This is a genomic window from Pedobacter sp., assembly GCF_041645105.1.
Classification (GTDB): Bacteria; Bacteroidota; Bacteroidia; order Sphingobacteriales; family Sphingobacteriaceae; genus Pedobacter.
The window spans coordinates 121,415-141,911 of record NZ_JBAZQQ010000010.1; the positions used below are offsets into that span (position 1 = coordinate 121,415).

Here is a 20,497-nt window from a genome sequence, read left to right on the forward strand (position 1 = left end):
AATAACCAGAATATCAAATGTATAAAATTTTTACTAAAATTTTATGTGCCCGGCATGGGCATATAGCCAGACTTCTGTTGCCAATAAAACATGGTTTTAGGCTGTCGGAAGCAAATAAAAGCAAATGGATTATGCGAATTAAACTCGTTGTTGTTTTATTAGTTGCTGGGATTATCCAGGTTAGTGCAGCTTCATATGCCCAGAAAATTACACTGAATGAAACAAAGGCAACTTTGCAGACCGTATTTGATGAAATAGGCAAGCAAAGTGGCTTTGATTTTATTTATGATGCGCAGATTTTGAAAAATACAAATCTTGTGACCATAAAGGTAAGACAAGAAAGTCTTGAAGAAACACTAAAGAAATGTCTGGATGGGCAACGTTTAACTTTTACAATTGAAAGTAATACTGTCATCATTAAGCCCCGTGATCGTTCTTTTTTAGAGAAAGTGAATAGCTTTCTGGCTGCAATTGTCATAAATGGACGTGTGGTAGATGAAAATGAAATACCTGTACCGGGTACAAGTGTAAGAATAAAGGGAACTGATAAGGTTGTTGTTACTGATAAAGATGGTCGGTTTACGATCACTGTCCCAGATGAAAAAGCAATATTATTATTTTCTTATGTAGGATATAGTTCCCGGGAATTGCCTGTAAAACAAGGTATGGTAGTAAACATGGTTGCCGAACAGAACAAGCTTAACGACCTTGTGGTCGTTGGATATGGTAGTACCAGACGTAAAGATCTTACTGGTTCTGTGTCTTCAGTGAATATGCAGGAGGTTAAAAATGTACCTTTTGTAAGTCTTGATAATGCATTGGCAGGTAAAGCTGCTGGAGTGCAGGTTGTGCAGGGGGATGGTTCGCCTGGTGGCGTAGCTAAAATACGTATTCGTGGCGGAGCATCTTTATTAGGTGGAAACGATCCACTTTACATCATTGATGGCGTTCCTGTTACTATTCAAAATAGATTTTTAAATACTGCTGCGGAAGTTATAAATCCAGTTGAAGCTACCTTGGCAAATGAAGCCGCCAATTTATCAGGAACAAGTGTTTCCGGTTCTTTTGCCAGAGGTATAAATAGTCTCGCTGGATTAAATATCAATGACATTGAGAGTATTGATATTTTAAAAGATGCCTCTGCTACAGCAATCTACGGTTCTAAAGCTGCTAATGGGGTAGTCATCATTACTACCAAAAAAGGGAAATTGAACCAGAAAGCAGTTTTGGAAGCAAATTATCATACTGGACTTGCTTCGCCTATAAAAGAAAAGCTTTTAAATAAAGATCAATATATCATGATCATGAAAGAGGCTGCAAAAAACTTTAATGACATCAGAGCTGAAATTGGCAGAGCTCCAAATGCGATTGCAAGTAACATTCTGAATGATCCGAACTTTTTTGGAACTAATAATACCGACTGGTTAGGTTTGGTATTGAGAAATGGAATTACCCAGAATGCAGATGTTTCTGTCAGAGGTGGTGGAGTTGCCTCTAGTTATTATACCTCTTTGTCTTATACTTCCCAGAATGGAGTAGTAAAAGGATCTGATTTCGATAGAATTTCAGGAAAAATAAACCTTGATAATCAGTTGAGTAAGAAATTCAGGATCAGTACAAATTTGGATTATGGTTTTACCAAAAATAACATCAGTAATGGCGTTTATCCTCAGGCCTTAATGGCTCCGCCAACAATTGCTCCATATAACGCTGATGGAAGTATACACATTATCACTAATACTGAATTGGGGAACGCACTTCCAGATTCAAGATTGTCTAGTATTCAAAGTCCACTTGCACTACTCACTGCAATCAATCAAGGTAAAAGCACCTCATTGATAGGATCATTGTCGCTCGACTATGAGTTGTTGCAGGACTTGAAGTTTAAAAGTACGGTGTCAGTTAACCACAGCAGTTATCATCAGTTGAATTATGCACCAAGTATATTGGCTTTGGGTAGCCAAACCGGGGTAAGAGGTTCAGCAGGAGGTGTTGGCACACAAGGACAGACAGAAAATAATGTTGTGTTTTTTGAAAACACATTCACATGGAACAAACAGTTCAATGAAGACAATAGATTAAACCTGCTTGTTGGAACGTCTTTTGAAAAAAATCGTTTCAATTCATTCTCAGCAAGTGGACAAGGATTTCCTGATGATGAGTTTTTGAATGGCTTATCTTCAGCGGCTATACCGCTTCCACCTTTTAATGCATCTGGACAAAATGCTTTACTTAGTTTTTACATGAGGGGAAATTATGCCTGGAAAGATAAGTACCTATTGACATTTACAGCCCGTGCAGACGCCTCTTCTAAGTTCCCTAAAGAAAACAGGGTAGGGTATTTCCCTTCTGGAGGTGCCGCCTGGAGAATATCTCAGGAGGATTTTATGAAAAACATTACCTGGTTGGATGAATTGAAACTTAGGGCAAGTGCTGGTTATACAGGTACACAGAATATTGGTAACAATCTTTTTTATACGCTTTATAGCCCGGTTTCTATTGGGGGAGAAAATGGCTTAATTCCTACTCAGTTAGGCAACAATACCATAAAATGGGAATCTACATTACAGAAAGACCTGGGGATAGATTTCTCTGTTTTTAAATCAAAACTGACCGGTACTTTCGGATATTACCAGAAAAATACCAGTGGTGTGTTATTCAATACACCTGTTGGCAGAAGTTCAGGCTTCGGAGAAGTGATTGCTAATGTTGCAAACATCCAGAATAGAGGACTGGAATTGGATTTAAATGCGGAATTCATCAATAATAAAAATTTCCAGTGGTCGGGTGGCCTTAATATATCCAGAAATAGGTCTAAAGTTCTGAAACTTTCAAATGTCTCTCCCGATCTATCTAATCCTGGGGTTTATACCTTCGGAAATGCAGTCTTAAAGATAGGTGAGCCATTAGGCTTATTATATGGAGTCCCTTCATTGGGTGTAATCAGTACCAAAGAAGAATTGGAAGCATACAAAGCTGTTGATATGCTTTATCAATGGGGTGCAAATCCTTATCTGACAATTGGAAGTCCTAAATTTGAACATGACGCTGAAGGGTTTAATAAGAAAGATATTATTGGACGTGCCGAACCTAAGTTTTATGGGGGCTATACAAATACAGTTTCTTACAAAAACTTTAGCCTGAGTTCACTCTTTACTTTTTCTTACGGAGGAGATATCCTGTATCTGCGTGATGCTATGAATAAGCAGGTAACTAACCTAACCAATAAAGGTACGCGTATATTAGATAGGTGGACACCGGATAATGTTGATTCAAGCAGACCAAAGTTGGCTTATCTGGTTTCATTAGTTAATTCTACACCATCCAGTGATGATGTGTATGATGCCTCTTATATAAAACTTAAGTCGGTAACTTTAAGTTATCAATTGCCAAAATCATTATTAAATAAGCTGAAGATTAACCAATGTTCTGTTTATGCATCAGGAATAAACCTGTTCAGCATTACAAATTATCCCGGCTTAGATCCTGAAGTAACAGATGATCCATATAGTATCATCGGAGGATATACAGATGCAGGGGCCTACCCGGCAGTAAGACAGTACAGTGTAGGTATTCGTCTTGGATTTTAAGTTTAATCAATGCTAAATTATCAGAAATGAAGAAATTACTCACCTATACTTTTTGCAGCATGCTTTTATTGTTGCAGTATGCATGTAAAAAAACACTGAACGCATTGCCCGAAAATGCAAAGGTAGATGCAAATACGATCCTGGATCAAAAAACTGCTGAAGTAGCACTCCGGGGGGCATATTATTTATTATATAATATTCCTGGACGTGGTACCAATATTACTTGTTGGGACAATCACCAATGGCTACCAGCTTATTATGCAGGATATCTTGCAGGGGCTTCTGATGGACCAGAAGAAGAAAACAGATATGCTGAAGGGTCGATGATTAGTTCCGTATGGAATGAATCTTATGCCACAATTAATGCCGCAAACGGAATCATCAATCGGTTAAATATACTGTCGGATGCATCTTTTGCCAACAATAGAAAAGAAGGGATTCTGGGTGAAGCCAAATTTCTAAGGGCATATAGCCATTTTAAAATTCTAAGCTATTATGGAGAATGGTTTAAATATGATAGTAAGTATGGTATTTTGATCCGTGAGGAATTATCTAATTTAGCTAATATTGCAAAAGCAAGAAGTAATGTAAAAGACAGTTATGATTTTATACTTGCCGATCTTGATTATGCAATTGACAATGCACCTTCACAAGGGCCAAACCATTATGCTACAAAATGGGCGGCGATGGCATTAAAAATGAGAGTGCTGATGAGTAGGGCACAAGCCGGAGATTATGATGAAGTGATTAGTATTGCTAATCAGATCATACAGAACAGTCCTTACAGTTTAGAAAATGATCCTAAAGATATATTCAGAAACAAAGGACTAGGTAGTAATGAAGTTATTTTAGGTATAAAACCTCAACCTAATCAGGAGAATAATAGCTACAATTTAAGTATTTTATATTCTCAATATACTGCTCAGATCACCGTAACTCATCACGCTACCAAAAGACTGTATGACTTATTTAGACCTACTGATCCTCGTAAGAGTTGGGTCACAGGTGATCTTGTTCCTGGTAATAACACAAACGGAGGTCATTTATTTAGCAAATATATTATAGCGAATGGCAAGCCAACTGTAGTTTCTGAAACGGCTTATGCATTTCGTTTATCTGAAGTATATCTGTTAAAAGCCGAGGCGATTACACGTTCAAAAGGTAATATGGATGAGGCAAAACTAATTCTTAAACAAATGATGCAACATGCAGGTGTTACAGATCGTAATTATGTTGATCAGATTAGTTCATATGATGGATTGGAACTGGAAGTGTTTTATGAGTTAAGTCGTAATCTGGTAGGTGAAGATGGTCAGGAATGGATGGCTTTATTGAGGTTTCCACTGGCAACCATTAAAACACTGAAACCTACAATTTCGACTATGTCTCAGTATATTTTACCTATTCCGGCTCATGAGTTTTTAACCAATCCTACTATTGGAGAGCAGAACCCTGGATACAATAAAAATTAGCTAATCTAAAATGGTAGAAATAAAATATATCTGGAATAATATATAAAACCTTAAATTCGCGGCTTTAAATAAGTTCATGATAAAATTATTTGTGGTGGGATACCCACTTGATATACAGGAAGCTGATCTGATCGAGATCTTTAGCATCCATGGAATGATACATAGCATACACCTGTTGATGGATAAATATACCCACAAACATAAAGGTTATGGGTTTGTGGAAATGATGGATCAGGCTGGAGCAGACAGAGCAATTGCTGCAATTAATGGGATGGTATTAAAGGGTAGAAAGATCAGTGTTAAACTGGCTGATGAGAATCGTGAGGAAAGACCAAGAACATTTAAACCAAATAGGTTTCCTGCTGGAGATGGGCAAAGCAATGAAAATAATGCTAAACCATTTAAAAGTAAGCGCCCAAGAAAATTGATTTCAAATACTTTCAGAGCGGAAGATTAGATAAATAAATAGAGCCTGTATCATAAAGATCAGGCTCTATTTTATTAATCCGGTGCAATCATGCCGAATTCTGCCCATTCTTCTTTTGTAGGACCATATAAGCCTGGAACAGGTAGCCCAGCCATCCGCATAATTACTGTCATTTGACCACGATGATGGGTTTGGTGGACAATAAGTACATGTAATACTTTTCCCTTTTCCCATAAATCACCATACATTTCTACCTGGTCCGTGAGAGAGGAATCGGTCCATTTTGAACGAACAGCTTTAACCAGCGCCTCACTATATTTCTCATATAGCTCAGTTAATTCTTTTACTGAAGAAGGCATGGCAGAATGTTCTAATAAATCTTCATTAAATAATCCAGCCCGATTACCCATTTCAGTAATTGTTTGGATAAGGTGCCAGGAGAGCCTTTCCAATGAACGTACATCCGGGTGTATTACAACGTTTTTCGTGTTTTCAGTCAGGGCCGAAAATACTTTAACAGAACCTGTTGATTCTGCATCCCAGTCTTTTATAAAATCTTCAATGCTACGATACATAGTTAATTTCTTGAGTTTAATACCACAAAAATATTATTTTCATATTAATATTACTAATATTTTTAGTTTTTTATTTGGAGTTACCAATTGATTTAGCTTAGTTTTGTATGGTAGAAAAAGAGAGGTTATGATTGAATTGGTTTATTTTTTAGAAGAACAAAATGGAACACCTGCTTATCAGGTGATTCAATTTAATCCAGGAGAACCCTGGCAAATTGTAGATGGCGATGAAATAATCGGACGTATACAAAAGCAGGAGGGCTTGTGGAGTCTTAATGCATTAAGCAACGTGCCCGAAGGTTTGTTAACCGGAATAGCTAAATTGATAGAGCAGCAGGCTTTTAATAGATTACCCTCTAAAATTAAAGAACATTGGGCCACTTATGTTCAGGAAGTAATTGCCCAAAATGATGCTTTGTATTTAATCGTTTGTAAGGATAATATAGATTTTGACAGATTCAAAAAGCTATTTTGGGGATATATAGGAGAACTGATTAAAGATCCCTGGGAAATTCGTTTCAGAGTTTACAATTCGGATATGTCAGATGATTTTGAAGTTGTTGTAAACTAATAAAACCATTATTATATTTATCTGTTCTTTTTAAAACAGATGTTGAACAGCATTATAAAAAGCAGATATACAGCGCTCACCTTTTATATGTTAGCAGGCATTCTGCTGATCAGATGGCTGTTTATAGGTCTAATGGGGCCTATGCCACAAGACGCTTATTACTTCTTTTATAGTGAACATCTGGCCTTATCATATTTTGATCACCCTCCGGGGATAGCCTATATCCTTTGGTTATTTACCAGTATATTCGGCAAAAATGTTATCGCAATCAAGCTGGCAGATTCAATAGTCACCATGCTGACAGTCTTTTTCTTTTATAAATTGTCAGACAGTTTTTATGGAAAAGAGAGGGGGTTAAAGTCAGTTCTGCTTTTCTTCTCAACACTAATGGTTACAGTGTTGTCATTAGTCTCTACCCCTGATACACCACTATTGTTGTTTTGGACAATTTCTTTATTCCTGCTTCATAAAGCTATTTTTCTGCATAAAAATATTTACTGGATATGGGCAGGTATTGCAATGGGCTTAGCATTTGATAGTAAATATTCTGGGATATTTCTTCCAGCAGGGCTGATGCTGTTTTTATTGTTATCAACCCGGCATCGTAAATTACTATTTACTATATGGCCATGGCTTAGCTGCTTGTTTTTTATATTGACTATATCGCCTGTACTACTATGGAATTTTGAAAATAACTTCGCATCTTTTAGGTTTCAGGGTGAAGAACGAATGCAATCTGCATCTACATTTATATTACAACCCAAAAATTTATTAGGACTAATAGGACATCAGTCGGCAATACTTGGCCCGTTTATTTTTATATTTTTATTTTATGGTTTATACATTTTGATAAAAAAGTATAAAAATAAATGGAGCGAATTATCTGCGGAGCAATTGTTTTTGTTGAGTTTCTTTTTACCTGTATTTCTATTATTCCTGAGTGTTTCTTTAGTTTACTGGGTTAAACTAAACTGGATGATGCCAGCTTATATCAGTGGTATCATTTGGGTTAGTCAGTATATCAATTTTAAATGGTTGAGAATACAGGTCGTTTTTTCATTTATAATCCATATTCTGTTAGCTATTGAAGTTCTTTATTATCCTTTTGCTATCAGATCCGATGATACCTGGTTTGGCTGGAAAGAGCTTTCAAACCAAGTAACAGCAATTGAAAAGAAGTATCCTGTAGATTTTATTTTTTCGGCTGATAGCTATAAGACAGCTGCGCAACTCAATCTTTTCCTGCCGGAATTTATTTATTCAGAAAATGTAATTGGTGAAAATGCTTTGCAGTTTGATTTTATTGGGACAAACTTAAAATTGTTAAAAGGAAAGAATGCACTTTTCATTGATTCACAGCCAAGAGCTGCAAGTGCAGAGAAATCAGGTTCAGTCCCAGTTGAAGTTTTACCATATTTCAATTCAATAATAGAACTGGAACCGATAATAATCAAAAACAATGGTCTTCAGGAAAGGAAATTTTTAGTGTACCTGTGTAAAGGATATAAGCCTTTGAAATGAATATTTACCGTGATTATCTAAATAATCCGCACATATTTACCATTAAAGTCTAATTCCAGTCAATTTTTGAACCTATTCCGTCAATTTTTGAAACCCTCAAACAACCTTGATATTTAGTTTTGTTATTACTGATAACCAAATTATAAACCATTTCAACAATTGAAGTATAATGAGTTTAATGACGAAATTTAAACGAGGTCGGGTATGTCTGATTGCAATGATTTTTACCAGTACAGCTTTATCTGTAACTGCACAACAATCTACAGGCATTGTATGGAAAACTACAGCAGAACCATTAAAAGAAATGGAACTGATCCGAAAACAGATTAAAGCACCTGCTTTTCCAGCAAGAGATTTTATGATTACCAATTATGGCGCAAAAGGTGACGGAAAGACCTTGAATACTGAAGCTTTTAAAAAAGCTATAGCAGCATGTGCCAAGAGCGGTGGTGGCAGGGTAGTCGTGCCTTTAGGGAATTTCTTTACAGGTGCAATTCATTTAAAAAGTAATGTGAATCTGCACCTGGCAGATAGTGCAAAGATCACTTTTAGTGTAGAAACAAAAAATTATCCAATTGTATTTGGTCGTTGGGAAGGCATGGAGTTGATGAACTATTCGGCACTAATTTATGCTTACGGGCAAAAGAATATTGCAATTACTGGTAAAGGAACTTTGGATGGCAATGCAACTTATAATGATTGGTACGATTGGAACAACGTGAAACCAAGAAAGCAGGTTAAAGCTAGAGATTTGTTACATGTAATGAATGAAAAGCAGATTGATCCAAGAAAGAGAATCTTTGGGGACGGAAGCTTTTTGCGCCCTAACTTTATACAGCTTTACAAATGTGATAACATTCTGATTTCTGATGTTAAAATGATCAACTCACCAATGTGGAATGTAAACCCTGTATTGTGTGAAAATGTAACCCTGGAAAATATGAAAATTATTGCACACGGTTCAAATACAGACGGGATAAACCCTGAGTCTTGTAAAAATGTTTTGATCAGAAATTGTTATTTTGATACGGGTGATGATTGTATAGCCATCAAATCTGGTAGAGATCAAGATGGACGTAGGATAGCAAGGCCTGCAGAAAATCATATTATTGAAAACTGTGAAATGAAAGATGGACATGGTGGGGTAGTTATAGGGAGTGAAATATCGGGAGGAGCAAGGAATATTTTTGCTATAAACTGTATTATGGATAGCCCGAATCTGGATAGAATTTTAAGATTAAAAACCAGTTCTAGCAGGGGAGGAACCATAGAGAATATTTTTATGAAAGATATTAAAGTAGGTGCATATGCAGATGCTGCCATTACATGCAATATGTTTTATGAAAAACCAGGTAAATTTATGCCAGTAATTAGAAATATTTGGGTAGAAAATGTAGATGTTGAAAAAGGTGGAGACTATGGCATTTTTGTAAATGCATATAAAGAATCGCCTGTGCAGAACCTTCAAATAATCAATTGTAATATAAGAGGTGTTAAAACACCAATGAAAATTGATTATGTGAAAGACTTAAAACTCGAAAATGTTAAAATTAACGGAAAGGATGTTTCTAAATAATATCCATTTAAAATAATACTCAAATCCCGGTAATAAGGTTAGATATAAAGCTTACCTCACAAATAATTCTGTGTCGATCACTTTGTTGTCAAATTCTGTTACCGGGTATTTACTTTCAATTAGCTGCAGCAACATTTCGGTCGCTTTTTTTCCCATTTCAAATGCAGGCTGCCTAACTGAACTAATTGGATATTCAAAAAGGTTGAGTACATCAGAATTACTAAAACCTGCAACTGTGATTTGATCTGGAACACTAATGTTGAACTTTTTAAGTACTTCCAATGCACCGATAGATAATCTGTCGCCCGCTATAAATATAGCATCAGGTTTATCTTTAAGATTGATCAGATCTAAAATTGCCTGCTCCGTTTCTTCAGGAAACATACCTCCATGCGGACAATGTTTAATATAGTCGGGGTTAACAGGAATATTATATTTATTTAATGCAGCTGTATAACCATGTAATCTTTCAATACTGATAGACAAATGGTCAGAGCTAGTGAGATGAGCAATTTTCTTTCGACCTAGATTAATAAGGTGTTCAGTTGCATCAAAAGCTCCCTTTTCATTATTCGCAATAATCTTATGCGTATTGATATCATTTGGAACCCTGTCAAAAAAGACAATCGGCATACCTCTGTCATGTAAGTACTTTAAATGTTCAGTATCTGCTGTTTCAGCAGAAAGTGAAACCAATAGTCCATCAACAGAACGGGAAGCTAAATGCTGTGTATTGATCTTTTCACGTTCGTAAGACTCATGTGTTTGTGTGATGATTACATGATAACCTCTGTCGTATGCGATTGATTCAATTCCACTGATGGCTTGGGAGAAATAGTGATTGGCAACTTCGCTTACAATAACGCCTATAGATTTACTCCTGCGTTCTTTTAAACTTAAGGCATTTGGGTTGGGCTGATAATTAATCTTTTCAGCATAATCAAATACCAGTTTTTTAGTTTTAGCACTAATCTCATAAGTATCTCGTAATGCCCTGGAAACAGTAGATGTTGAAAGACCTAAGGCATTGGCTATATCTTTTAAGGTTGGTGGCTCGAACATAGAATTAAATGAAATGCAATATAAGGTTAATATAAATAATATGGTAGGCTGTTAAATTAATCGGGAACGATTGCACAAATTTAACCCTCAATCTTCAAGGATTTGTCCCTAATTCCATGTAATTTGTTTGTTATTAAACCGAAGCTATTAACGAGAAGCTATTGATGAAGAATCTGTTGTCAACTTTTATTGGGGTATTTATTTCTTTTGCAGCATTTAGTAAAAATGTTACAACGGAAAGACTCTTTGATGTTCAAAATAAAATATATAATAGTTCAATTAAGGCTGAACAAATAGATAATAAAGACAATAATAGAATTGTTGTCGCTAAGGATGGAACGGGGCATTTCAAAACTGTGCAGGAAGCAATAAATGCAGTGCCTGATTTTAGAAACGCAACGACTATAATTTTTATAAAGAACGGTGTTTATAAAGAAAAACTAAATCTTTCTGCTTCAAAACGAATGGTGAAAATGATAGGCGAGAGTTTGGAGAAAACCATTATCTCTAACGATGACTATGCACAAAAGAAAAATCGATTTGGTGAAGCAATGGGTACTTCCGGCTCTTCCGGCTTTTATATTTATGGTGACAGCTTTAGCGCAGAGAATATAACATTCGAAAACACAGCTGGTCCAGTAGGACAGGCGGTAGCACTTTGGATTGGAGGAGATAAGGCCAGCTTTTTCAATTGCAGAATGCTGGGCTTTCAAGATACGCTTTATACCTATGGAAAAGGTAGTCGGCAGTACTTTTATAAATGCTATATCAGTGGAACGGTAGATTTTATTTTCGGCTCTGCAACAGCAATCTTCGAAGATTGTACTATCTATTGCAAGAAAGCGGGATACATTACTGCTGCCTCGACACCGGATACTTCTAAATATGGTTATGTTTTTAAGAATTGTAAAATTGAAGGTTCTGCAGATGAGGGAACCGTTTACCTGGGTAGGCCATGGCGTCCAGATGCAAAGACCGTATTTTTAAATTGCGATATGAGTGCTGTAATCAGGCCAGAAGGTTGGCACAATTGGGGTAAAGAAAGTAACGAAAAAACTGCATTCTATGCCGAATATAAAAATGAAGGTGTAGGAGCTGAATCTTCAAAAAGAGTTAGCTGGGCTAAACAGCTAACTGATGAAGAAGCAAAAAGCTATTCAGCAGTTGAAATATTCAAAGGATGGGATCCAAGGTTGTTAAAATAACCAAAATGGCAACGATTGCGCAGTTATTTTCAGCCTTTTAGTTTAAATCTTATGTAAAACTATGTAGACTTGTTATTGTTGAATAATAATCAAATATAAATTTTGCGTTTAAATATGAAAAAGACAGTATCTGCTGTATTAGCCCTCCCTTTATTTTTTTTGTCGTTTAATACAACTGCACAAACTAAAATTATACAGAAAGCCTATTCTTTTGATAATCTACCAGTAGTGGCTGAAACATCTTTTAGAAATGATACGATTAGTATCTTAAAATATGGTGCAAAAAGTGATGGTTTAACTTTAAATACTAAAAGTATTAACCAAGCTATTACAGATTGTAACAAACGTGGTGGTGGTGTAGTATTGATTCCTGAAGGATTGTGGTTAACTGGCCCGATAGAGTTAAAAAGCAATGTGAATTTACACCTTGCAAAAAACTCATTATTACAATTTACCAAAGATTTTAACGAGTATCCATTGGTAGAGGGCAATTGGGAGGGATTACCACAGATGCGTAACCAATCGCCCATATGGGCTGTCGGTCAGCAAAATATAGCTATTACGGGTTATGGTATAGTTGATGGTAATGGTGACGCCTGGAGGATGGTTAAAAAAGAAAAGTTAACAGAAAGTCAGTGGAAAAAGCTAATCGCCTCTGGTGGTGTATTGAGTGAAAATAAAAAGATATGGTATCCATCTGAAAAGTCTTTGAAAGGTTCTAAGACTAAAGATGTAGGAGTTATATCAAAAGAAAAAAATGCTGCTTTTTACGAAGAGATAAAAGATTTTTTACGGCCAAATATGGTAGTATTAAATAGTTGCAAAAGAATATTACTGGAAGGTGTGACTTTTCAGAACTCTGCGGCATGGAATTTACATCCTTTAATGTCAGAAGATATTACCATTCGTAATGTATATGCTAAAAATCCATGGTATGCACAAAATGGAGACGGATTGGATCTGGAATCATGTAAAAATGTATTGGTGGAAGGAAGTACATTTGATGTTGGAGATGATGGTATTTGTATCAAATCCGGGCGTGATGCAGCGGGACGTGCACGTGCTATGCCGACAGAGAATGTGATTATTCGTAACAGTACGGTTTATCACGCACATGGTGGTTTTGTAATTGGCAGCGAAATGTCTGGCGGAGCAAGAAACATATTTATAAGTGACTGTACATTCATAGGGACAGATATAGGTCTGCGCTTTAAAACAACCAGAGGTCGCGGTGGGGTGGTAGAAAATATATATGCAAGGAACATCAATATGAAAGATATCGCTGGTGAAGCAATCTTATTTGATATGTACTATGCAGCAATTGATCCGGTACCTCTAACTGGCGAAAAGAGAGCAGCACCAAAAGTTGAACTATTGCCAGTTACAGAAGAAACACCTGTATTCAGAAAGTTTTATATCAATAATGTAGTTTGTGATGGGGCAGAAAAGGCTGTTTTTGTAAGAGGTTTACCTGAGATGAATATCAGTGATATTTATTTGGACAACATAACTATTAAAGCAAAAGAAGGAATTGATATACAAGAGGCCAAAAATATACAAATTAGTAATGCACATTTGGATATTAAAGATGCAATGCCATTAATCTATATTCAAAATGGTAAGTCTATAAGTTTGAAGAATATTGGTTATACTAATGCTGATTTGTTAATGAGAATTAATGGCGACAAAAATGCCAATGTTGAGTTGTTGGGGACAGATGTAAAGCGTGCTAAAGCAAAAGTGGAATTTGGGTATGGCGCATCAGCAAAGGTATTGCGAATGAAATAATACTAAATAGCATAATATGAAGACTAGTACTAAATTGTTTTGTTTATTAACTACTGGATTTGCTTGTTTCAGTATGAATGTAGAGGCACAATCTGATAAGAATCAAAAGAATATCTCATCAGATCCTGTCGCGGAAAACATGCTTGCCTACCAACGAAGTGTTGGGGGCTGGCCTAAGGCAGTTGGTAAAGTGGTGGTAAACTATGACAAGGTATTGTCTGAAAATGAGCGGATAGCCATTAAGGCCGATTCGTTACGTAGTGATGCAACGATTGACAATAAAGCGACTTCAAAAGAAATTCGTTATTTGATTAAAGCTTATAAAGCGAAGCAAGACCCCCGATATTTAGCAGCGGTAGAAAAAGGCATTGATTATTTACTGGAAGCCCAGTATGAAAATGGAGGTTGGTCGCAATATTATCCAGATCATAGCTCATATCGCGGAGAGATCACTTATAATGATAATGCAATGATCAATGTGCTAAATATTTTGCAGGACATAGTAGAAGGTAGAAGTGATTTCGACCAGGTTAGCGGTTCTTATAAAATCAAAGCGGAGCAATCAATTCAGAAAGGTATTTCGTGTATTTTAAAAACACAGATTGTGGTAAATGGAAAGTTAACAGTCTGGTGTGCTCAATATGATGAGAAAACAATGAAACCAGCAAAAGCACGGTCATTTGAGTTGGTCTCATTAAGTGGTAGTGAGTCTGTAGGGATTACAGATTTCCTAATGCGGATTAAAAAACCATCTGCAGAAATTAAACAAGCTGTTAATAGTGCTATGGCCTGGTTTGAACGATCAAAAATTGAAGGTTATGAGCTTGTCTCTGTAGATGATCCTAAAAGCCCTACGGAAAAGGATAAAGTGCTTGTAGCAAAACCAGGTTCTGTGATTTGGGCCAGGTTTTACGATATTGATACCAATGAACCTTTTTTTTGTGGAAGAGATGGTATAAAGAAGAAGACCATAGCTGAAATTGATAAAGAGAGGCGTGTTGGATATGCATGGTACGGCACCTGGCCTGCAAAATTATTGGACAACAAATATCCGGCATGGCTGAAAAAAATATAGTGTAAACGCAAACGTTATCGGTAACGTTTGCGTAAATAATTACCTCGAAATACCGTTTTTAACTTATAATATTTGCGTAGACTTGTTTTACGACCATATTAAAACAAAATATGAACTTATCAAAAAAGACACTTACTGGCATCAAAGCCTCTGGTTTAACTTTGCCTACTGAAGAATTATTTAATCTTCCTGAAAGGGTATTACAATTTGGAACAGGGGTACTGTTACGTGGCCTGCCAGATTATTTTATAGATAAAGCAAACAGGAATGATCTGTTTAATGGTAGGGTAGCAGTAGTAAAATCTACTAGTAAAGGCGGTACAAAAGAATTTGATGAGCAGGATAGTTTATATACTATATGTGTAAGGGGGATTGAAAATGGTAAGCCTGTTGAAGAGAATATCATTTCTTCTGCTATCAGCAGGGTGTTAACAGCTGATCAGGACTGGAAGACTATATTAGAAATTGCTGCCTCTCCTGAATTGAGCATCATTGTATCAAACACTACAGAAGTGGGAATACAATTAGTAAATGAAAGTATTGACCAGACACCTCCGGTGTCTTTTCCAGCAAAGTTGTTAGCCGTGTTATTTGCCAGATATAAAGCTTTGGGAAGTGTGGAGCAGGCGGATCTTGCGGTAATTGCAACTGAATTGATTCCTGATAATGGAAAAAAATTAGAAGCCATAGTACGTGAGCTTGCTGTATTTAATAAATTGGAGGATGAATTTACTGCCTGGTTAGGAAAACATATCCGCTTTTGTAATTCATTGGTAGATCGTATTGTTCCAGGCAAGCCAGATGCTGTGGCATTGGCGAAATTGGAAAGTAGTCTTGGTTATAAGGATGAATTGATTATTATGGCCGAACCATATCGACTTTGGGCAATAGAGGGTGATGAGAAGGTTTCGAAATTATTAGGTCTGGAAGCAGCCGATTCTGGAGTAATAGTAAGACCAGATATTGAGATTTTTAAAGAACTTAAAGTTCGTTTATTGAATGGAACTCATACGTTGACTTCTGGAATTGCTTATCTATCCGGTATTGACACCGTAACTAAAGCAATGAACGATGAAGTAACCCGTAAATATGTAAATGAGGTGATGATGCAGGAAATTGTAGGTGCAATACCTTATCCTGTAGATCATGAAGAGGCAGTAGCTTTCGCGAACACCGTTATTGATCGTTTTGCAAATCCTAATATAGAGCACTTGTGGATCAACATCACTTTCCAGTATACCATGAAAATGAAAATTCGTGTGTTACCAGTATTGTTGAACTATTATAAATTAAATAATAAAGTTCCTGCTCATATTGCTTTTGGTTTTGCCGCATTCCTGTTGTTTATGAAGTCAACAAGAAAAGAAGGTAGTCAATATTTTGGGAATCATGAAGGTCAGGAGTATGTAATAACGGATGATGAAGCAGCTTATTTCTACGACAAAGCCGTTAATAATGAAGCAGATTATGTAAATTCAATTTTATCAGATCAGCAGCTTTGGAAAACAGACCTTAATGCACTGAATGGGTTTAGCGCTGCGGTAAATGAAAATTATAACAACATATTGAAAAATGGAATGGCCAGTGCAGCAGCATCTATTGATCAATCACTACAAGTATCAAAATAATGAAACAAAGAATATTAAAGGTCCACCCTAAAGATAATTTACTGGTTGCACTTACGGACCTTGTGAAAGGTGAAGAGGTAGTTTATGAAGGACAATCTTATTTGTTAACAGATAATGTACCTGCAAAGCATAAATTTACGACTACCGACCTGTCTGCTGGTGATCAATTGATCATGTATGGCGTATTAGTTGGTAAAGCCCAGATAGATATTCCTGTAGGTTCAATCATTACCACCAGTAATATTAAACATGCAGCTACTGAGTTCAATACAACAGAAGCACATATCGACTGGGAAAAACCGGATGTAACAGAATGGAAAGATAAAACCTTTAATGGTTTTCATCGTGCTGACGGACAAGTTGGGACTGCAAATTATTGGTTGGTTATTCCAATGGTATTCTGTGAAAACAGAAATCTTGAAGTTATACAAGAGGCTTTGATGAATAACCTGGGATATGGAAGAAATGAAAATTACCAGTCGCAGGCCAAACAATTAATGAGTCTTTATGAAAATGGAGCAAACGTTAATGAAATTTTAAATGCTGAGCTTACGTATTCGGAAAAAGAGGCAAAGCAGAAGCGTATGTTCCCAAATGTAGACGGAATTAAATTTCTAACGCATACAGGTGGTTGTGGCGGCACACGTCAGGATTCAGAAACGCTTTGCGGTTTGCTGGCTGGTTATATCACTCATCCGAATGTTGCTGGAGCGACAGTATTGAGCTTAGGTTGTCAGAATGCACAGGTAAGCATTCTTACAGAAGAAATTGAAAAAAGAAGCCGGAATTTAGGAAAGCCTCTTTATATCCTGGATCAGCAGACGATTGGTAAGGAATCCGAATTACTTAGTCAGGCGATTAAACAAACTTTTGCAGGTTTAATTCAGGCCAATGCAAACGAAAGAAAGCCTGCTCCATTAAGTAAATTGTGTATTGGGTTGGAATGTGGCGGATCTGATGGTTTTTCTGGTATATCTGCAAATCCGGCAATTGGTTATGCTTCAGATTTATTGGTAGCGCTTGGAGGTTCAGTAATTCTTGCTGAGTTTCCGGAACTATGTGGTGTAGAACAAAATCTAAGTGATCGTTGTGTGGACAAAGAAGATGCTGAGCGTTTTGAATATCTGATGAAAACCTATAGTAAAAGAGCTACAGAAGCTGGTTCAGGTTTCGATATGAACCCTTCGCCAGGAAATATTAAAGATGGATTGATTACAGACGCGATTAAATCTGCAGGTGCAGCTAAAAAAGGAGGTACTTCACCAGTAGTTGCAGTTTTAGACTACCCTGAAAAGGTGACTAAACCAGGTTTAAACTTACTGTGTACACCTGGTAACGATGTGGAGTCGACTACTGCTGAGGTAGGGTCTGGTGCTAACATCGTACTTTTTACGACAGGATTAGGAACCCCAACAGGAAATCCAATTGCTCCTGTTGTTAAAATATCAAGCAATACCAAGTTGTTTAATAAGATGAGTGATATCATTGATTTGGATACAGGACCTATTATTGATGGAGATGAAACCATTAAGGAAGCAGGTAGTCGTATTTTAGACTATGTAATTGGAGTGGCAAGTGGTACTACAACAGTAAGTGCTGTACGTCATATTCAAGACGACTTTATTCCATGGAAGAGAGGGGTTTCACTATAAACCCTCTTAAAGTAATTAAGAAATATATACATTATATATAATAAGCATTAAATGAAGAATTTTTTAGACGAGAACTTCCTGTTAGAGACTAAAACTGCTGAAAAGTTGTATCACGACTACGCTAAGCAGATGCCGGTGATCGATTATCACAACCATTTGATTCCTGAGCAAATTGCAAACGATATTAATTTTGAGAACATTACACAAGTTTGGCTATATGGTGATCACTATAAATGGCGTGCTATGCGTGCCAATGGAGTAGATGAATATTATATCACAGGTGGCGCCAGCGATTTAGAGAAGTTTAAGAAATGGGCAGAAACTGTTCCATATACTTTAAGAAACCCATTGTATCACTGGACGCATTTAGAGTTACAGCGTTATTTTGATATACATGAGGTATTATCAGGTGATAATGCAGAGCGTATATATAATGAGTGTACAGCTAAGTTGCAAACACCTGAGTATTCTGTACAGAACCTCTTGCGTAAAATGAAAGTGGAAACTCTATGTACTACTGATGATCCATTAGATAGTTTGGAGTTTCATCAAAAAATAAAAAATGATGGGGTAGACATCAAAGTGTTGCCTGCTTTCAGACCCGATAAGGCAATGAATGCTGATGATATAGCTGGTTTAAATGTTTATATTAATAAGCTTGCTGAATTAACAGGGGCGGATATTAATGATTATGACACGTATTTGTCGTCTCTTAAGGCCCGTCATGATTATTTTGCAGCAAATGGGTGTTCGGTTTCAGATCATGGTTTAGAGCAGATTTATGCAGAAGACTATACTTTGGAAGAAGTAAAATCAATTTTTAGAAAGATCAGAAGTAATGCTGTGCTAACTTTAGAGGAAAATTTGAAGTTTAAATCGGCTCTGTTATTTGAGTTTGCACTTTGGGATCATGAGAAAGGTTGGGTACAGCAATATCATCTTGGCGCATTAAGAAATAATAACAATAGGTTGTTGAGTCAACTGGGGCCAGATACGGGCTTTGATTCTATCGGTGATTTTAGTCAGGCTAAGCAACTTTCCAAGTTCTTGAATAACCTGGATTCGCAAAATAGACTGGCAAAAACCATTCTGTACAATCTAAATCCGGCAGATAATGAATTGATGGCAACCATGATTGGAAATTATAATGATGGTACTGTTGCAGGTAAAGTGCAGTGGGGATCTGGATGGTGGTTCCTTGATCAGAAAGACGGGATGATTAAACAAATCAATGCATTATCTAATATGGGGCTTTTAAGTCGCTTTGTAGGAATGCTTACCGATTCAAGAAGTTTCCTTTCTTACCCTCGTCATGAATATTTCAGACGTATTCTATGTAATCTGTTTGCAGATGATGTAGAAAAAGGAGAATTGCCTAATGATACAGCATGGATTGGACAGATTGTGCAAGACATCTGTTATAATAATGCTAAGTCTTATTTTGACTTTTAAAGGCATTTAACCTCTAATACTCAATTTTATTTTAGATAGGCCCTTGTAGTTTGATACTGCAAGGGCTTTTTTGCTTGCTTTCAGTTCTCTCTGACTAAGATCTATCACGGGGTGTTTTTCCACTTTTTCACAGTTTTTGTCCAGCTTTAGTGGTATCAGCTATGCTTATAATTACGGTATGATTACAGTCTGATCACTATCTGAAAACTAGGTTGCGCTACCCTTGAGCTACCCTTGCGATAGGGTTAGGCTACCTTAGGGGTATTTCAACGGTAGTGCAAGGGTAGTTTAAGGGTAGCTCAAGGGTAGCGCAACCCTGTAATCATCCTGTAGTTATCCTGTAATTAAGTAGTCCTTATTGTCTTATTTGGTTTGTTTTCGACCCTTTTAGAAAGCTGGTTGAATGGCTGTTTAATTTTTCTACTTGTGGATTAGCGAGTTATGAAATAAATGCAAATAATAGTAGTTATATGTTTGTGGGTTTATATTATTTTCCTACTTTTGCATCCCGCTTCGGAGGAAGGGAAACAGAGAAAAGGATATAGAGAAGGATGATTTGAGTAGCCAGAGAGTAGAGGTTGGTAATTTCTTTGAGTCGTTTAAAACCGGCGGAAAATAAAAAGAAAAAAAAGTTTTAAAAAACTTTGCAACTACCAAAAAGATTTCTACCTTTGCAATCCCAAACAGAACGGATTTATCAAACGGAGTTTGATAATAAGAATAACAAGATTGAAACGTTGAAGTAATCGAAACTGAAACCAGGAACATTAAGACCAGGACGAAACAGAGAGCGCGAAACGAAGATATATACAGAAGACCCGCGAGGCGATTCGAGAAGTTCATTAAAGAGATGTCATTTATAAAGCGTAGCGAGGTACGATAGTACGATTTCAAAGTACATGA

The 20,497-nt window shown here is 36.6% G+C and carries 14 protein-coding genes; 12 read left to right on the top strand and 2 right to left on the bottom strand.

The window, feature by feature from the left end; translation table 11 throughout:
- Positions 1-131 precede the first annotated feature (131 nt).
- The 3 genes from WC623_RS23170 to WC623_RS23180 all read left to right on the top strand — a co-directional run bounded on the left by WC623_RS23170 (position 132) and on the right by WC623_RS23180 (position 5,519).
- The gene (locus WC623_RS23170) at positions 132-3,590 is read left to right on the top strand and encodes a TonB-dependent receptor (RefSeq protein ID WP_372855650.1); all 3,459 of its coding nucleotides are present in this window, start codon (positions 132-134) and stop codon (positions 3,588-3,590) included.
- 26 nt (positions 3,591-3,616) lie between these two features.
- Positions 3,617-5,062: a RagB/SusD family nutrient uptake outer membrane protein gene (locus WC623_RS23175; protein ID WP_372855652.1), complete on the top strand. Its 1,446-nt coding sequence runs from the start codon at positions 3,617-3,619 to the stop codon at positions 5,060-5,062.
- Between the two features lie 76 nt (positions 5,063-5,138).
- A complete protein-coding gene (locus WC623_RS23180; protein WP_372855654.1) occupies positions 5,139-5,519 on the top strand; it encodes an RNA recognition motif domain-containing protein in 381 nt (126 codons plus the stop codon).
- Positions 5,520-5,563: 44 nt separating this feature from the next.
- On the opposite strand, the gene WC623_RS23185 is transcribed toward WC623_RS23180, so the two are convergent.
- Positions 5,564-6,064 (bottom strand): DinB family protein, encoded by a 501-nt coding sequence (locus tag WC623_RS23185; protein WP_372855656.1) that lies wholly within the window; start codon positions 6,062-6,064, stop codon positions 5,564-5,566.
- Between the two features lie 127 nt (positions 6,065-6,191).
- On the opposite strand from WC623_RS23185, the gene WC623_RS23190 reads away from it, so the two are divergent.
- The 3 genes from WC623_RS23190 to WC623_RS23200 all read left to right on the top strand — a co-directional run bounded on the left by WC623_RS23190 (position 6,192) and on the right by WC623_RS23200 (position 9,732).
- Complete coding sequence (locus WC623_RS23190; RefSeq protein WP_372855658.1) at positions 6,192-6,635, top strand: hypothetical protein; 444 nt, start codon at positions 6,192-6,194, stop codon at positions 6,633-6,635.
- 39 nt (positions 6,636-6,674) lie between these two features.
- Positions 6,675-8,156, top strand: a complete 1,482-nt coding sequence (locus WC623_RS23195) for a glycosyltransferase family 39 protein (RefSeq protein ID WP_372855660.1) — start codon at positions 6,675-6,677, stop codon at positions 8,154-8,156.
- Between the two features lie 178 nt (positions 8,157-8,334).
- Entirely contained in the window at positions 8,335-9,732 is a 1,398-nt protein-coding gene (locus WC623_RS23200; protein WP_372855662.1) for a glycoside hydrolase family 28 protein, read from the top strand.
- 51 nt (positions 9,733-9,783) lie between these two features.
- Here the strand turns inward: WC623_RS23200 and WC623_RS23205 are convergent, their stop codons facing one another.
- Positions 9,784-10,794 carry a LacI family DNA-binding transcriptional regulator gene (locus tag WC623_RS23205; protein ID WP_372855664.1) on the bottom strand — a complete coding sequence of 337 codons (1,011 nt, stop codon included), beginning with the start codon at positions 10,792-10,794 and terminating at the stop codon, positions 9,784-9,786.
- Between the two features lie 164 nt (positions 10,795-10,958).
- Between WC623_RS23205 and WC623_RS23210 the strand changes: the two genes are divergently transcribed.
- The 6 genes from WC623_RS23210 to uxaC all read left to right on the top strand — a co-directional run bounded on the left by WC623_RS23210 (position 10,959) and on the right by uxaC (position 19,594).
- On the top strand, positions 10,959-11,999 hold the full coding sequence (locus tag WC623_RS23210; protein ID WP_372855666.1) for a pectinesterase family protein: 1,041 nt from the start codon (positions 10,959-10,961) through the stop codon (positions 11,997-11,999).
- Positions 12,000-12,113: 114 nt separating this feature from the next.
- Complete coding sequence (locus tag WC623_RS23215; protein WP_372855668.1) at positions 12,114-13,787, top strand: glycoside hydrolase family 28 protein; 1,674 nt, start codon at positions 12,114-12,116, stop codon at positions 13,785-13,787.
- Positions 13,788-13,803: 16 nt separating this feature from the next.
- The gene (gene pelA, locus WC623_RS23220) at positions 13,804-14,862 is read left to right on the top strand and encodes a pectate lyase (RefSeq protein ID WP_372855670.1); all 1,059 of its coding nucleotides are present in this window, start codon (positions 13,804-13,806) and stop codon (positions 14,860-14,862) included.
- A gap of 110 nt (positions 14,863-14,972) precedes the next feature.
- A complete protein-coding gene (locus tag WC623_RS23225; RefSeq protein ID WP_372855672.1) occupies positions 14,973-16,490 on the top strand; it encodes a tagaturonate reductase in 1,518 nt (505 codons plus the stop codon).
- Positions 16,490-18,142, top strand: a complete 1,653-nt coding sequence (locus WC623_RS23230; protein ID WP_372855674.1) for a UxaA family hydrolase — start codon at positions 16,490-16,492, stop codon at positions 18,140-18,142. The genes WC623_RS23225 and WC623_RS23230 overlap by 1 nt, the downstream gene beginning before the upstream one ends.
- Before the next feature lie 51 nt (positions 18,143-18,193).
- Positions 18,194-19,594, top strand: a complete 1,401-nt coding sequence (gene uxaC / locus WC623_RS23235; protein ID WP_372855676.1) for a glucuronate isomerase — start codon at positions 18,194-18,196, stop codon at positions 19,592-19,594.
- The last annotated feature ends 903 nt before the right edge of the window (positions 19,595-20,497 follow it).

Bases quoted from the DNA above. Each gene is read 5' to 3' on its own strand.
- WC623_RS23190 (WP_372855658.1), top strand. From the start codon at position 6,192: ATGATTGAATTGGTTTATTTTTTAGAAGAACAAAATGGAACACCTGCT.
- WC623_RS23185 (WP_372855656.1), bottom strand. From the start codon at position 6,064: ATGTATCGTAGCATTGAAGATTTTATAAAAGACTGGGATGCAGAATCA.
- WC623_RS23210 (WP_372855666.1), top strand. From the start codon at position 10,959: ATGAAGAATCTGTTGTCAACTTTTATTGGGGTATTTATTTCTTTTGCA.
- WC623_RS23215 (WP_372855668.1), top strand. From the start codon at position 12,114: ATGAAAAAGACAGTATCTGCTGTATTAGCCCTCCCTTTATTTTTTTTG.
- WC623_RS23195 (WP_372855660.1), top strand. From the start codon at position 6,675: ATGTTGAACAGCATTATAAAAAGCAGATATACAGCGCTCACCTTTTAT.
- WC623_RS23180 (WP_372855654.1), top strand. From the start codon at position 5,139: ATGATAAAATTATTTGTGGTGGGATACCCACTTGATATACAGGAAGCT.
- WC623_RS23225 (WP_372855672.1), top strand. From the start codon at position 14,973: ATGAACTTATCAAAAAAGACACTTACTGGCATCAAAGCCTCTGGTTTA.
- WC623_RS23200 (WP_372855662.1), top strand. From the start codon at position 8,335: ATGACGAAATTTAAACGAGGTCGGGTATGTCTGATTGCAATGATTTTT.
- WC623_RS23175 (WP_372855652.1), top strand. From the start codon at position 3,617: ATGAAGAAATTACTCACCTATACTTTTTGCAGCATGCTTTTATTGTTG.
- pelA (WP_372855670.1), top strand. From the start codon at position 13,804: ATGAAGACTAGTACTAAATTGTTTTGTTTATTAACTACTGGATTTGCT.
- WC623_RS23230 (WP_372855674.1), top strand. From the start codon at position 16,490: ATGAAACAAAGAATATTAAAGGTCCACCCTAAAGATAATTTACTGGTT.
- WC623_RS23170 (WP_372855650.1), top strand. From the start codon at position 132: ATGCGAATTAAACTCGTTGTTGTTTTATTAGTTGCTGGGATTATCCAG.
- uxaC (WP_372855676.1), top strand. From the start codon at position 18,194: ATGAAGAATTTTTTAGACGAGAACTTCCTGTTAGAGACTAAAACTGCT.
- WC623_RS23205 (WP_372855664.1), bottom strand. From the start codon at position 10,794: ATGTTCGAGCCACCAACCTTAAAAGATATAGCCAATGCCTTAGGTCTT.